The organism is Sulfitobacter sp. R86518, assembly GCF_042466275.1.
In the GTDB taxonomy this organism is placed as follows: domain Bacteria; phylum Pseudomonadota; class Alphaproteobacteria; order Rhodobacterales; family Rhodobacteraceae; genus Sulfitobacter; species Sulfitobacter pontiacus.
Genome location: NZ_JAXHCA010000005.1, coordinates 2671066 through 2685511, shown reverse-complemented (window position 1 = coordinate 2685511; position 14446 = coordinate 2671066). Strand labels below are relative to the sequence as shown.

Here is a 14446-nt window from a genome sequence, read left to right as displayed (position 1 = left end):
CCTCGCTCCGGGGGAACCACACTTCCTCTCCTCTTAGAAAAGATAGAACAGGGATTGATCAAATGGACCGCAACTTTCACAAAACCGCCCTCCGCATGATGTCGTGTTTCTGGATCGTCGCGCTGGTGATCTCCCTCCTGCCGCACGGCGCCGCTGCCAAGCAGGTACCCGCAGGAACCTTCATCCGGAACGTCGCGCAGACCACCTACTTTAACGAAGCGCTGGGCATCATCGAGACTGTATACTCGAACGCCGTAGACGCCAAAGTAGCCGCAGTGCCTGCGTTGGATGTCAACGGATACTCCGAACTGATGCTGACCCGTGGCGCGATGGCGCAATACTACTTCGAGGTCGCCAACATCGGGAACGTCCCGCTGAACGCCGCCATGACCATGCAGCACCAAGAGGGTGCCGCCATGATGAACGACGCCCGCCTTGTCTATGACGCGAATGCCAATGGCCGCATCGACAATGGCGAAGCCACGATCAGCGCAGGCGCGCCGATGTTCATGGATGTGGGCGACAGTGCTCAGCTCATCTACGAATTCCGCACCTCCTTCTACGCCACGCCCGCCACGCTGATGCAGTCGGTGTTGTCGGTATCCGCCACAAGCACCATAGGCTTCGCGGCCCGGCGCATCCTGACGGGTGCCGCAGCTGGCAAGACCACCATCATGGGCAGCTCGCTTGAGCTGCAAAAGGAACAATCCGTCCGCGAGATGGAAGACGAAACACAGCTGACCTACATGCTGCGCCTGCGCAACGACTCGGACGGTGATGTGCTGGCTTATGGTGACGTACACGGTGCCCAGATCCGCATCGACGGGGCCGCCGCCACAGGCGTTCTGCTGCGCGACGAGGTGCCACTGAACGCCCGTTTCCACAGCATCACCGACCCAAGCGGCATGGTTGCGCTGTATCACGCGGCAGGCGATGCGCGTCATGATTACCAGACGGCGCGCCCTGCTGGCGAGGTCGACGCCGTGGCTTTCTTTCACGAGGGCGACTATGAAATCGGTTTTGCCCGCGACCCTGCGTTCACTGTGACGGTTCCCATGAACCTGGGCGACGTAGAGGTCGCCAACACCGCGCGCAGCTTCGTGAAAATGGAAGATCGCACAGTTGATGTAGACTCTAACACAACGGTTTACAGCCGCGATGCTGCCGGGACCGGTGCCTTGCACTTTGAACATCCTGAAACCGCAGCAGACCAGCCTCATGCTGTGCCAAACAGCGATACCCGCCTGCGTCTGACCGCCGGTGCGTGCAACGAAACGATGTCCGCAGATCGTGCGATCATCACGCTGCGCAGCTTCCTGACCGGCGATGTAGAGCGTGTGACCGCCACAGAAACAGACCCTAACAATGGTGTTTTCCTTACCGCCGCCGTCCCTATGGCGCGGATGGATGTGCCCGTATCCGGCGACAATGTGATCGCGACCACCGACGGTGACCGTCTGATCGCCATTGCCGATTGTGCCGGTGCCGCGCTGCAAGACGAGCTGCTGATCACCCCCGGTAACTTCCTGTTCAATGCGCTGACCAACGAGCCGATCGGTGATGTGGCCATCGCGCTGATGGACATGAACAGCGGTGCCGAAATGGCGCGCCGTATGACCGATGCCCGCGGCTTCTTCAGCTTCGGTGACATGCCTGCCGGTGAATACCAGTATGCCGTGATGAACGCCCCCGCATGGGAGGTTCCTTCCGTGCGCGCCGACTTCCCTGGCTTTAACCGTCGCGTTGCGGGGGCCGGTTATATGGCAAGCTTCCGCCACGCGGGTGGGATGCTCGATATCTCGGACATTCCTGCGGACCCACACTATGGCGTACCGCTGGCGCTGGACAAGCAGGCCGACAAGGAGATGGTCGGCGCGGGCGAGTTCGTGGTCTACACCCTGAACTTCACCAACAACATGAACCAGGCGCTGATCGGTGCCGAAATTATGGATCGCCCCGCCTTTGGCAGCCAGCTGGTTGCAGGGTCGGTGACCTTCAACGGCGAGACAATGGAAGACCCTGCCGTCGATGCGTCGGGTGACATGACCTATGACCTGGGCATGCTGGCCCCCCTGTCGAGCCACGAGCTGACCTATGTCATGCAGTTCACCGCAGCCGCCCGCGAAGGCCGCAACGAGAACACCGCGGTTCTGACGGGTCGTCAGGCGGGCACCGGTACCGTGATGCAGTCCCAGACTGCCCGCGCAATGGTCAAGCTGAACAACAGCGGTGGTGTCTTCGCCCGCGAAGCCACTGTCATCGGGTCGGTCTTTATGGACTGTGACAAAGACGGTATCCGTGGCGACCACACTGAACCAGGCATCCCCGGCGTCCGTATCGTGACCCAAGAGGGCCTGTCGGTTGTGACCGATTTGGATGGTAAATACTCTCTTTTCGGTCTGCGCCCCGTGACCCATGCGTTCCTTGTGCAGGACGAAACCCTGCCCGTTGGTACCGAAGTGACCGTAACCCGCACCAACGATCTGCTGCGTGGTGGGTCGCGCCTGATCCCGCTGCGCAAGGGGGAACTGCGCGCCGAGCACTTCGCCGTGCTGGACTGCACCCCCGAAGCGATGGCCGAGGTTGACCAGCGTCAGAAGTACTTTGCCGAGCAGCCGCAATCCAACGCGCTGACCGCTGCCGACCTGCCGATTGAAGGCCAGCGTGCGCCGGTACGTTCGGTGCGCAGCGAAGCCGGTGTGGCGACCACCACGCAGCTGACCTCGCGTCTGATGCAGCGTCTGGATGAAAACCGCGCGGCGAACTCCGTCTCTGAGAAAGCGTCTGGCAAGGCACAGCGCCAGTCGCTCGAGATGCTGATCAAAACGCTGGACGATGCACCCGGTTTCGTGGACCTGACCAACGGTCAGACACTGGATCGCCGCACCCAAAGCGTGCGCGTCAAGGGCAAGGGCGATCTGTCGCTGGGCCTGCTAGTGAACGGCCGCGAGCTGAGCAGCGACCGCGTAGGCGAGCGTACAAGCTTCGAGAAGAACAACACGCAGGCACTGGATTTTGTCGCGGTGAAACTGGACGCGGGGCAGAACACCCTGACGCTGGTCGGCCGTGACGGTTTCGGCATCGAACGTGTCCGCGGGGAAATCACCGTGGTTGCCCCCGGCAAGCCCGCCAAATTCGAGGTGATCATGCCCGACACCGCGCCCGCATCGCCGACCGATGTGATCCCGGTTGTGGTGCGTGTGCTGGATGCCCGTGGCATGCCTGTACCTGCCTCCGGTACCGTGACCCTTAGCGCCAAGCTGGCCCTGTGGGACGTGGCCGACATCCGCGAAGGCACCCCCGGCGTGCAGGTCTATCTGGACAACGGCGAGGCCACCTTTGGGCTGATCCCGCCACAGGTTGCAGGCACAGACCGTATCACCATCAGCGGTGCCTTTGGCCGCGCCGAAGAAACCATCACTTTCACACCTGATCTGGACCAGCGCATCATGGTTGGCGTGATCGAAGGGGCCGTGGCCTTGGGCGGTGCGAAGGGTGAGCTGCTGGACGCGGATCGTTTCAGCTCTTTCGAAGACACAACCACCGGTCTGCGGGGTGAAGTGTACCTTAAGGGCGTGATCTCGGGTGATGCGCTGCTGACACTGCGCTATAGCTCGGACCGTGACACCGAAGACCGTCTGTTCCGCGACATTCGTGGCGACGAGTTCTACCCTGTGTATGGTGACAACTCCGAACGTGGCTTCGACGCGCAATCCTCGGAAAACCTGTACGTTAAGGTCGAGAAGGGTCGTTCGTACATCCTTTACGGTGACATCGCGATCGAACCCGAAGCCAGCGCGCTGAAGCTTGACGGCATGCGTCGTGTGGTGACCGGTGCCAAAGCCCATTGGGAAAACGACAAGGTCGGCGTGACCCTGTTCGGTGCCCGTACCGCCCAAGAGCAGCGCGTGCAGGAATTCCTCGGGCGTGGTGTGTCCGGCCCCTATGACCTGGATCTGGACGGCTATGTACAAGGCTCCGAGCGGGTTGAACTGCTGGTGCGCGATGAAGAGGGCGGGGATGTCATCTCGACCACGCCGCTGCGCCGCGGCAGCGACTACCTGCTGGACTTCTTTGGCAACTCGATCACTTTTGACGATGCGGTGCGCCAGTTCGACGGTCAGGGCAACCCTGTGTCGGTGCGCGTCACCTACGAAGTCGATGTGGAAGGGGCCGACCGCTACTGGCTCTATGGCGGTGAGGTGAACCTCGCGCTGACCGACCGCACCACCGTTGGCGCACGTATTGTGCATGCCGATGCCGACCGTGGCAACACCGCCCGCGAGCGTCTGCACTCTGCCTATATCCGTCACGAGGGGACGCAGGGTGGCGTGTGGGAAGCCGAGGCTGCGCGCTCCGAAGATGCAAATGGCGTATCGGATACCGCCTACCGTCTGTCCTACGACATCCGCAAGGAAACCGGACACTTCAACTTCGAGATGGTTCACACCGGCGAGAAGTTTGCCTCGCGCGGCGGTCTGGCACTGCCCGGCACCACCCGCGCACGTCTGAACTACGGTTTTGAGATCGACGGGACCAGCGACTTTGTTCTTGGTGTGGACTATGTACGTGACCGCACCTTCTGACATCGAGCGTCTGACCGTGGATGCCGTCTATGCCAAAGAGTTCAGCACGAACTTCAAAGGCTACATCGGGCTGGAGTATCGCCTGGATCACACCGCAACCTCGAAGAAGGCCCATCCCGGTCTGATCCTTGGCGGCCACTGGACCCCTGCGAACCGCCCCGGCACCGTCATCACCGCAGAGCTGCGTCACCCCTTTGGCGGCTCGGACCGTCCGACAGAGCTGACCCTGGGCATGTACCGCGAGCCCGTGCCCGGCTGGCGTGCCTATAGCGAGGTCGAAATGACCTTTGGCGACGACACCGTGACCACACACTCCAAGCTGGGTTTCTCTTACGACCTGAATGACTGGCTGCGCGGAAGCACCGATTTCGTCAAAGGTCTGGGATCTTCGGACACCATGTTTACCCAGGCGATGATGGGCAAATGGGCCATGAACGGGAACACCAGCTTCAGCTTCGGGATTGAACATTCCCGCAGCATGGAAAGCGACGATCACCGTCTGACCAGCGTTGCCCTTGGCGCGAAGTGGGGGTCCAGCGCGGAAAGCTGGGTGGGCGATGCCGACGCGGACACCACCTTTGAAGACAGTGGCAACACCCATTACGCCAGCTTTGGCATCGCGGGTAAGATCACACCTGACTTCACCGTGCTGGGCCGTACCCGTGTTGCACTGGACAAGCGCGACGGTCGTGACCACCGCCGGATCCGGTCGCGTGCGGGTATCGCCTACCGTCCGGTTCACGATCCACGCCTCGAAGTGCTGGCATGGTACGAGCACCGCATCGAACAGCGCGAGACCAAATCGGTGACCCATATGTGGTCCGTAGACGCGGCCTATGAAGTAGACGCCGACCTGCGCCTGAACGCGAAATACGCGGGCCAGTCGCAAAAGCTGACCACCCTTGGCGGGTTCTCTGCCCGCGCCACCACCCAACTGGTGCAGGCTGGCTTTAACTACGAGTTCGGCGACAACCGGTTCCAGATCGGCTTGAACGCCGCGCATTTGTGGGACAACCAAGGCAATGCCACCAACGGTATCGGCGCAGAGATCGGGTTTGCCCCCACCAAAGGTGCGCTGGTTGCACTGGGCTATAACCGCGCGATGAACAAGTCGGCCCTGCGCAGCGATCTGTATCAGGAAGGTTTCTACCTGCGCTTCAAGCTGCTGCTGGATAACTCGCTCTGGGACCGTCTGGACAGCTTTATGGAAAGCTAAAGCCAAACGGGACAAATCCGTCACGGCACAAAAAAAGCCCCGGCACATAGGCCGGGGCTTTCGTCATTTCAGAAGGGGTGGAGAAGCTTACGCTTCGCCGCCTTCTTCTTTCTTGATCTCTTCGCCGGTTTCCTGATCGACAACTTTCATCGACAGGCGCACCTTGCCGCGATCGTCAAAGCCAAGCAGCTTCACTTTCACTTCCTGACCTTCCTTCAGAACATCCGAAGGGTGGTTCAGGCGGCGGTTTTCGATCTGGGATACGTGGACCAGACCGTCGCGCTTGCCAAAGAAGTTCACGAAGGCACCGAAATCAACGATCTTGACGACGGTACCGGTGTAAACCGCACCTTCTTCAGGCTCGGCCACGATGGACCAGATCATGTCATAGGCTTTCTTGATCGAGTCGCCGTTTGGCGATGCGATCTTGATGATGCCTTCGTCGTTGATGTCGACTTTCGCGCCGGACACTTCAACGATCTCGCGGATCACTTTACCGCCGGACCCGATCACTTCACGGATCTTGTCGGTTGGGATCTGCATCGTTTCGATGCGTGGGGCGTGGACAGAGAATTCACCCGCGCCGGAGATGGCTTTGTTCATCTCGCCCAGAATGTGCACACGGCCGGCTTTGGCTTGTGCCAAAGCTTTCTCCATGATCTCGGGCGTGATGCCGGCGATCTTGATGTCCATTTGCAGCGACGTGATACCTGCTTCGGTACCGGCCACTTTAAAGTCCATGTCGCCCAGGTGGTCTTCGTCACCCAAGATGTCGGACAGGATCGCGTAGGAGCCGTCTTCTTCCAGGATCAGACCCATGGCAACACCCGCGACGGGCGCTTTCAATGGCACACCTGCGTCCATCATGGACAAGGAGCCACCGCAAACCGACGCCATCGAGCTGGAGCCGTTCGATTCGGTGATCTCGGACACAACGCGGATGGTGTAGGGGAAGTCGGTGGAGGCAGGCAGAACCGCCTGCAACGCACGCCAAGCCAACTTGCCGTGACCGATTTCGCGACGGCCGGGGCCACCGACACGGCCAACTTCACCAACCGAATAGGGCGGGAAGTTATAGTGCAGCATGAAGTTGGATTTGAAGTTGCCGTGCAGCGCATCGATGAACTGTTCGTCATCGCCGGTGCCCAAAGTGGTCACAACCAGACCCTGTGTTTCGCCACGTGTGAACAGCGACGACCCGTGTGTACGGGGCAGGATGCCGGTTTCGGCCACGATGTCGCGGATTTCGTCGGTCTTACGGCCGTCGATACGCTTACCGGTTTTAACCACGTCACCACGCAGGATGGACGCTTCGAGGCCTTTCAGAGCGGACCCGAGGTTCGCGTCTTCCAGTTGCTCTTCGGTCAGCGCGGCTTTGATTGTTTCGCGGGCAGCGGCAACAGCGGCGGTGCGCTCTTGCTTGTCGGCGATTGCAAAGGCGGCGCGCATGGCGTCTTCGCCAGCGGCTTTGACAGCAGCGGACAGGTCCGAATAGTCAACCGGCTGGAAGTCAAACGGCTCTTTCGCGGCGTCTTCGGCCAGATCGATGATCAGGTCGATAACAGGCTGGATCTGCTCGTGCGCGAATTTCACCGCACCCAGCATTTCCTCTTCCGACAGCTCATAGGCTTCGGATTCAACCATCATCACGGCTTCTTTGGTGCCGGCGACAACGAGATCAAGACGTTGATCAGGGTTCAGGCGCAGGTCCTGCATGTCGTCGACGGTCGGGTTCAGAACGTAATCGCCATCCTCGAAACCAACGCGGCAGGCACCGATCGGGCCGCGGAACGGCGCACCGGAAATGGTCAGCGCTGCGGAGGCAGCGATCATCGCGACCATGTCGGGATCGTTAACCAGATCGTGGCTGAGAACAGTACACATCACCAGAACTTCGTTTTTGAAGCCGGGAACGAACAGCGGACGGATCGGACGGTCGATCAGACGGGCTGTCAGGGTTTCCTTCTCGGTGGGGCGGGCCTCACGCTTGAAGAAGCCACCCGGTACTTTACCGGCGGCATAGTATTTCTCTTGGTAGTGGACGGTCAGCGGAAAGAAGTCCTGACCGGGTTTTTGCTGGCGTGCAAAGGTGACGTTCGCCATGACGCTGGTTTCGCCCAGTGTCGCAATCACCGAACCGTCTGCCTGACGGGCCACTTTGCCAGTTTCCAGTGTCAGCGTCTCTTCGCCCCACTGCATGGATTTTTTCGTTACATTAAACATCTACGTTTCCTGTTTCGGCCCGGATCGGGCCATTTGCGTAGAGGGCATATTCCCCCTGACTCCGGTATCTTCTTTGTCGGGCGCTGGAGTCCGGGCGCCGGCTTTCAGATTGTGCGGCCATACAGCAGTTTGCCTGCGATGGGAAGGGAAGCGTTGATCGCTGCACGCGGCTCTGCACGCCACAGATTGCAAGCCGCAGCAGAGCGGCAAGGGGGTCAGCCTGACAAGGTCTTGAACATCTTGTAGTTTTGCAAAGTGACCCCGCCTTTGGTGACGATATTGGGGGCCTCGACGGTCCAGCCCATACGCGTGAAAAACGGCTTTGCCTTTTCGCTGGCAAAGGTCCGAAGACGTCGCACACCGAATGTGCGGGCACGGTCTTCGATGGCAAAATAGACAGTGCGCCCCACGCCCGTGCCCATATGATCGGGGTGCACAAAGGCCAGATCGATCAGCCCCTCGCGGTCAAGGGTCATGAAGCCCGCCATACGGTTGTCTATCTCGGCCACGATACCCGACACGGTATCAAACCGCCCTCGCCATGTGGCGGGTGCGGGCGCTGTCCCGGCCCAAGCGATGCGTTGTTCGGCCGCATATACATCCGCGGTGCCCTGATGCACCGCGGCAAAGAAAAGCAACGCGGCTGCATCGGTATCTTGCGGGGCGAGGTCACGCAGGTTGATTGGCATAGGCTCTCCTTGTGGCGCACATCACTAAAGCACAGGGGGAAACGAAAAAACCGCCCCCTGTTGCCAGGGCGCGGTTTTCATCGTTGTGGCGGTGCAGCGCTGGTTAGCGGCGCAGGCCCAAACGTTTGATCAGGTCCTGATAACGCGCGTCATCTTTACCTTTGACATAGTCCAGAAGCTTCCGGCGTGTCGCAACCATTTTCAAAAGGCCACGGCGACCGTGGTTGTCTTTCTTGTGGGTTTTGAAGTGCTCGGTCAGCGTTGCGATGCGCGAGGACAGAATGGCAACCTGTACTTCGGGCGAACCGGTGTCGCCTTCTTTGGTGCCGAATTCTTTCATGACGCGTGCTTTTTCTTCTTGCGTAATCGACATCGGGGTCTCCTTTTCGAAAGGTTAAAGTGATGGCACAGGCCGGGATGTCGTCCAGCACAGGCCCATGGAGTATCACCCGCTGACAGGAATCATCGGGCGATGGGGGCGTATAGGAAAGTTTCGCCCCCTTGGCAAAGGATTAATGCGTCGCGGGGCGCGTTGGCTTCTTTGACCGGTGAGAGGGCATCGGCGGCTCAGCCGCGCGTTAGCCCCGCAGCGAGGGCCGAGCTGAGGGGGATAAGCGATAGGTCGCCCGGCATCAGCAACTGGTCCGACTGCACCATCGCCACAATCGCCCCGTCCATTGAAATCAGATGGGAGTGCAGATCCTCCGGATCCGGTTCAACTGCCACCTTGGGCGCTGTCGCGGCTGCATCGCTGTCGTCCCAGACCAGCAGCAGGCTGTCATCTTCTATGTCGAAACTGCGGATATCGACGATGCCATCGGGGCTGACCCAATCGCCAAGGATCACATCATCACGCCCTGCGCCCGGGGTCACCGTATCGTTTGTTCCCGCAAGGATCACATCATCGCCGCCACCGCCATTCAGGTAATCCCCTTCGTCGATATCGGTGACGCGCGCATCCTGCCGGTCCGGATCGACGGTGCCGTCAAGCGTATCGTTCCCCCATCCACCAAAGAGCGCGTCTTGCCCGCGCCCCCCAATCAGCAGGTCATCGCCCAAACCGCCCATCACGGCGTCATCCCCGCTATCCCCGAAGAGCGTATCACCCCCGGCAGAGCCGTTTAGCGTATCGTGGCCCGCGCCGCCCTGCAGGATGTCATCGTCATTATGGCCGGTAAGCCCATCCGCATCCTCGGCCCCTGCCAATAGATCATCGCCATCATTGCCATGCAGGTCATCGTTGCCCGCGCCGCCCCTCAATGTATCATCGCCGCTGTCCCCAAAAACGGTGTCATCGCCATTCCGCGCCTCCACAAGGTCATTGCCGCCATCGCCCGCGATCTGATCGCTGCCGCCCGAGCCGATAATCAGGTCATCCCGGGGGGTGCCGGAGATCACATCGCCGGCCGGTGCATCTTCGTCGGTGGCAAACTCCTCTTCCTCGACCCCGATGTCGATAAAGGCGGCGGCCCCGACGGTGATCAACCCCATTAATCCGGCAAGAAACAGCATGTGCAAACCCGACCCTATTGCCCGCATCACGCGGGGATACAGATGAAACAGCCCCAAAACCCAAGGCCGCATCAGCATCATAGAATCAAGAAAGTTAAGCTTGCCCTAAAGGCCCCAGAAAATCGGTTCCTGAGTATATCGGATATATAAAGGATGCTTGGGATGCCCGTCCTTGGACAGGCCCAAATGGTACACGGGCGTTTGGCTGCGCGACAGCAATTCTTGCACCTGCGCACCCCGTCCAAGATGTGCGCCATGAGTGCCCCAAGCCGCGATCACCTGATCGGCCCACAAGATACCTTCGTTCAAAATCATATCGTTATCAGGGCCGACGGGGTCTTTGGCCTGACGCATCAGCTTGGGGCTGGTTTCGCGCCAGGCAAAGATACTGGTGACCTGAACCCCCCCGAAGCCCAAGGCGCGGGCACGGCGCTCGCATCGCTCGACCGTTGGGTCGTTTTCGATTTCCGTCGCTTTTGACGGATTTAGCATGACGAACAGCACCCGCTCCGCCTCGGGGTGCCAGACGCGGGTCAGACTGTAGCGGTAGTTTTCGCAGTCCGAATAGACAGCCGTCGACGGCGCATCGCCCTTGGTATGGCTGCGCGTGATCACGCAGAACCGGGCTGGTTGAACACACGCGACGGATGCAATTCGCCCGCCTTGAAACGCCCAACAGCAACGGCGCGGCCCTCAAACGACGCCCAGACCTCGTCGCCATATTCAACGTCATGGGCGATCACCATGCCGGGGTTGCCGTTGCGCAGACGGGTGGCCCCTTCCGGCGTGGCTTTCACCTCTGGCAGGTCCTGCAACCCTTGCTCTAACGGCAGCAAATGCGCGTCCAAAGCGTCTGTGCGCGCCATCTCTTCGATCTGCGCCAGCGTCAGCCCTTCAGAGGCCTCGAACGGGCCCGACCAGATGCGGCGCAATTCGCGCACATGGCCCAGACATCCCAAGGCTTGCCCCAGATCGCGCGCAATCGACCGGACATAGCCGCCCTTGCCGCACACCATCTCCAACGTCACGTGGTCGGTATCGGGGCGGTCCACCAGCAGTAGCTGTTCGACAAAAAGCGGGCGGGCTGCCAGCTCCATCGTTTCACCGTCGCGCGCCAGTTTGTAGGCGCGCTGGCCGTCGATCTTCACTGCGGAAAACTGCGGCGGCACCTGCTGGATGTCACCGATAAATTTGCCCAAAGCATCCTTGATCGCGTCGTCATCAGGCCGCAGCTCCGAGGTTGCGATGACCTCGCCCTCGGCATCATCGGTATTTGTCGCGATCCCAAGGCGGACCGTAAACTCATAGGCTTTCATCGCGTCCGTGATAAAGGGAACCGTCTTGGTCGCCTCGCCAAGCGCGATCGCCAGAACGCCGGTGGCCTCGGGATCAAGGGTGCCCGCATGGCCCGCCTTATTCGCGTTCAGCGCCCAACGGACCTTGTTCACCACGGTCGTAGAGGTCGGGCCAGCGGGCTTGTCCACCACCAACCACCCCGAAATATCCCGTCCCTTGCGCCTGCGTCCCATATCAAATGCCCTTAACTGATTTGCCCGCCTCCTATCAAAGGTCCGGCAAGATTGCCCAGAGACTCTGGCTTCCAAATGGTGAAAAATCCTCGCCGAAGGCAAGAAAACTCTTGTTGCGTTACGGCGCGTCGGGCTTCACGACGCCAATGATAGGGCCAAGCGCGCTAAAGCCCAAGTCATTGCGGCCCAGATCGGGTGCGCGCATCCTCGAGATATTGCCATCAAAATAAAGCGCGTTTGGCAGCTTTAGGTGATCCCGGAACAGCAGCGCGAAATCATAGAAGTTCACCGTCTCGTTCGAGATGGCAAAAACCGCGCGTTTGCCATCGGCGCTGGTGCCAACGCCGTTGCGGATATAGCGCGAGGTGCCATCTTTCAAAAAGCGCGGGTGCATCTTGCCATCGATCACCAACATGGGTCCCGATTGTGTGGCGCTGCGGCAGTCGGGGGCGTCGCGCAGAAACGCTTTGGTTTCGATCACATCGGCACGCCCGTCGCGCAGGCAGAGCACGCCGTTGGGCAGCAGGCCAAAGTTACCGGGGCCGTCGCTGCTGATCACCTGCTGATATTCTTTGCCATTCTCAAGATAATAGCCCACCGGCGCACGGGTATCGTGATACATGCCCGCGTTCATCGCAAAGCCCAGCTGTGCGCCGCGCTTTTTCAACGCCGTATTCAATGTGTTGAAATACCCATGCGGCTTGCCGTCCGCATCGTAGAGGAACAGCTCAAGCCGGTCCTGCGTCAGGTCGACGTGGCACAGGGTATAGCCGGTGCCGTTATAGGTCAGGGTTTCGCAGGTTTCGGCTTGGACGGGCGCGGCGGCCCAGCCCATGAAGCCAAGCGCGGCCCAGAACCGTTTCACGCGTCTTCCGATCCGCGGTCGGGGGCGTCAGCATCGCGGCGCACCACGTCCTGCGCCAGCATCCGGCGCGTTTCGTCCATACGGTCGAACGTTTCGTCCAATTGGAACCGCAGGTCCGGTGCGTATTTCAGGACCAGCTTCTTCGCCATCAACCGGCGGAGCTCGCCCTTGTTGCGCGCCAGCAGCTTAAGCACGTCTTCCTGACCGTCTCCGCCCAAAGGCAGCACATAGGCCGTCGCGATCTTCAGGTCGGGGGAGGCGCGTACTTCGCCCACGGTGATCGACATCCGGTTCAGCTCAGGGTCGTGGACATCGCCACGCGCCAGAACATCCGATAGGGCGCGACGAATGGTTTCGCCTACGCGAAGCTGCCGTTGCGACGGGCCTGAGCCCTCATGAAACTTGTTCTTTGCCATGCGCTTCATCTAAGGGTTCGCTGAGGTTTTGCCAAGCAGATCACCACGCGCTAAACCGGAACCGAATAAGGAGCATAACATGAGCGATACACCCGGCATAGTGATTACAGGGGCTTCGGGCCGCATGGGCCAGATGTTGATTGGGCAGGTTTCTGCCAGCGACAGGGTGCATCTGGCGGGTGCGGTTGAACGTGCCGGACATGCGTGGGTCGGTCAGGATATCGGTGTTGCTATGGGCGGCACTGCCGTTGGCGTGATCGTGACCGATAACGCGGCAGAGGCGATGCAAGGCGCGCAGGCCGTCATTGATTTCACCGCTCCGGAAGCGACACTCGCCTTTGCCAAGATCGCGGCTGATGCGGGTGTGGTTCATGTTATCGGCACCACCGGTATGACCGACGCGCAGATCGGCGAGCTGGACGGACCTTCAAAGCAGACGGTGATCGTGCGGGCGGGCAACATGAGCCTGGGTGTTAACCTTTTGACCCAGTTGACCAAACGTGTCGCTGCCGCGCTTGATGAAGACTTTGATATCGAGGTGATAGAGGCGCATCACAACCAGAAGGTCGACGCGCCGTCGGGCACTGCGCTGATGCTGGGCGAAGCCGCCGCGGAAGGGCGCGGCGTCGCGCTGGCGGATGTCTCTGACCGCGGGCGTGACGGGATCACCGGCGCGCGCAAGCGGGGTGACATCGGGTTCACAGCGATCCGCGGGGGCGACATTGTGGGCGAACATGACGTTATGTTCGCCGCCGCGGGCGAGCGAATCATCTTGCGCCACATCGCGTCGGATCGCGCGGTTTTCGCGCGCGGTGCCATCAAAGCTGCCGTTTGGGGGCAGGGCAAACCTGCCGGAGCCTATGATATGCTGGATGTTCTGGGCCTGAACGACTGACGCTCCCGCCGCCCTGTCGCTTAACCGTGGTGAAACTATCTTAACCTCTGGCCCGTATGTTCATGGGAACAATCTGGTTGGAGGGTGTGATGAAAAAACTGACGTTACTGACCTGCGCGGCGTTCTTTGCGCTGACCGGGGCCGCTTGGGCAGAATTCCAGAAACTGGACAGCCAGCGCGATTTCGTTTCGGTGGTGGAAGGTAAAACACTGACTCGCCCGCTGGTCGAATTGCGCGTCACCGAAAGCGGCGGCATATCGGGTACAGGTGCCGTGTGGGATGTGTCGGGCCAATGGGTCTGGAAGGGCGGGTATTTCTGCCGCAGCCTGATCTGGGGCGATGACGACCTTGGCTACAATTGTCAGGAAGTCGCTGTAAACGGTGGGAAAATCCGCTTTACCTCGGATAAGGGGGCAGGGCAGTCAGCGGTCTTTTCGTTGAAGTAGCCTCGCCTATGTGCAAGCGCCACAGGGCGCTTGGCCGTAATCTCGATCTGCGCGACGCATTGTCAGCGC

The 14446-nt window shown here is 60.3% G+C and carries 12 protein-coding genes; 4 read left to right on the top strand and 8 right to left on the bottom strand.

Annotated elements, in window-relative coordinates; translation table 11 throughout:
• Positions 1-62 precede the first annotated feature (62 nt).
• Together SJY36_RS14220 and SJY36_RS14215 are read left to right on the top strand one after the other, a co-directional pair.
• A complete protein-coding gene (locus SJY36_RS14220) occupies positions 63-4586 on the top strand; it encodes a hypothetical protein (protein WP_386175984.1) in 4524 nt (1507 codons plus the stop codon).
• On the top strand, positions 4570-5802 hold the full coding sequence (locus SJY36_RS14215) for a hypothetical protein (protein ID WP_386175981.1): 1233 nt from the start codon (positions 4570-4572) through the stop codon (positions 5800-5802). Before SJY36_RS14220 ends, SJY36_RS14215 begins: the two co-directional genes overlap by 17 nt.
• Before the next feature lie 87 nt (positions 5803-5889).
• Here SJY36_RS14215 and pnp read toward each other — a convergent pair whose 3' ends face one another.
• From pnp to rbfA, 8 genes are all read right to left on the bottom strand, one after another.
• Positions 5890-8025, bottom strand: a complete 2136-nt coding sequence (gene pnp / locus SJY36_RS14210; RefSeq protein WP_009825473.1) for a polyribonucleotide nucleotidyltransferase — start codon at positions 8023-8025, stop codon at positions 5890-5892.
• 215 nt (positions 8026-8240) lie between these two features.
• Positions 8241-8714 carry a GNAT family N-acetyltransferase gene (locus SJY36_RS14205; protein WP_386175978.1) on the bottom strand — a complete coding sequence of 158 codons (474 nt, stop codon included), beginning with the start codon at positions 8712-8714 and terminating at the stop codon, positions 8241-8243.
• A gap of 103 nt (positions 8715-8817) precedes the next feature.
• The gene (gene rpsO / locus SJY36_RS14200; RefSeq protein ID WP_005850267.1) at positions 8818-9087 is read right to left on the bottom strand and encodes a 30S ribosomal protein S15; all 270 of its coding nucleotides are present in this window, start codon (positions 9085-9087) and stop codon (positions 8818-8820) included.
• Between the two features lie 194 nt (positions 9088-9281).
• Positions 9282-10226, bottom strand: coding sequence for a calcium-binding protein (locus SJY36_RS14195; RefSeq protein WP_386175975.1), 945 nt, complete (start codon positions 10224-10226; stop codon positions 9282-9284).
• A 105-nt stretch (positions 10227-10331) separates the two neighbouring features.
• A complete protein-coding gene (locus SJY36_RS14190; RefSeq protein ID WP_386175972.1) occupies positions 10332-10841 on the bottom strand; it encodes a DUF1643 domain-containing protein in 510 nt (169 codons plus the stop codon).
• Positions 10838-11755: a tRNA pseudouridine(55) synthase TruB gene (gene truB / locus SJY36_RS14185; protein ID WP_386175969.1), complete on the bottom strand. Its 918-nt coding sequence runs from the start codon at positions 11753-11755 to the stop codon at positions 10838-10840. Before truB ends, SJY36_RS14190 begins: the two co-directional genes overlap by 4 nt.
• 118 nt (positions 11756-11873) lie before the next feature.
• Positions 11874-12620, bottom strand: coding sequence for a phosphodiester glycosidase family protein (locus SJY36_RS14180; protein WP_005850259.1), 747 nt, complete (start codon positions 12618-12620; stop codon positions 11874-11876).
• A complete protein-coding gene (rbfA, locus tag SJY36_RS14175) occupies positions 12617-13036 on the bottom strand; it encodes a 30S ribosome-binding factor RbfA (protein WP_037953962.1) in 420 nt (139 codons plus the stop codon). The genes SJY36_RS14180 and rbfA overlap by 4 nt, the downstream gene beginning before the upstream one ends.
• A gap of 79 nt (positions 13037-13115) precedes the next feature.
• On the opposite strand from rbfA, the gene dapB reads away from it, so the two are divergent.
• The gene (gene dapB / locus SJY36_RS14170) at positions 13116-13931 is read left to right on the top strand and encodes a 4-hydroxy-tetrahydrodipicolinate reductase (protein ID WP_386175966.1); all 816 of its coding nucleotides are present in this window, start codon (positions 13116-13118) and stop codon (positions 13929-13931) included.
• 89 nt (positions 13932-14020) lie between these two features.
• Positions 14021-14377 carry a dihydrodipicolinate reductase gene (locus SJY36_RS14165; protein WP_235183737.1) on the top strand — a complete coding sequence of 119 codons (357 nt, stop codon included), beginning with the start codon at positions 14021-14023 and terminating at the stop codon, positions 14375-14377.
• The last annotated feature ends 69 nt before the right edge of the window (positions 14378-14446 follow it).

What these genes read in the sequence shown, in the direction of transcription:
- SJY36_RS14195 (WP_386175975.1), bottom strand. Translation starts at nt 10,226, where the DNA reads ATGCTGTTTCTTGCCGGATTAATGGGGTTGATCACCGTCGGGGCCGCC.
- SJY36_RS14205 (WP_386175978.1), bottom strand. Translation starts at nt 8,714, where the DNA reads ATGCCAATCAACCTGCGTGACCTCGCCCCGCAAGATACCGATGCAGCC.
- SJY36_RS14165 (WP_235183737.1), top strand. Translation starts at nt 14,021, where the DNA reads ATGAAAAAACTGACGTTACTGACCTGCGCGGCGTTCTTTGCGCTGACC.
- rbfA (WP_037953962.1), bottom strand. Translation starts at nt 13,036, where the DNA reads ATGGCAAAGAACAAGTTTCATGAGGGCTCAGGCCCGTCGCAACGGCAG.
- SJY36_RS14220 (WP_386175984.1), top strand. Translation starts at nt 63, where the DNA reads ATGGACCGCAACTTTCACAAAACCGCCCTCCGCATGATGTCGTGTTTC.
- rpsO (WP_005850267.1), bottom strand. Translation starts at nt 9,087, where the DNA reads ATGTCGATTACGCAAGAAGAAAAAGCACGCGTCATGAAAGAATTCGGC.
- dapB (WP_386175966.1), top strand. Translation starts at nt 13,116, where the DNA reads ATGAGCGATACACCCGGCATAGTGATTACAGGGGCTTCGGGCCGCATG.
- pnp (WP_009825473.1), bottom strand. Translation starts at nt 8,025, where the DNA reads ATGTTTAATGTAACGAAAAAATCCATGCAGTGGGGCGAAGAGACGCTG.
- truB (WP_386175969.1), bottom strand. Translation starts at nt 11,755, where the DNA reads ATGGGACGCAGGCGCAAGGGACGGGATATTTCGGGGTGGTTGGTGGTG.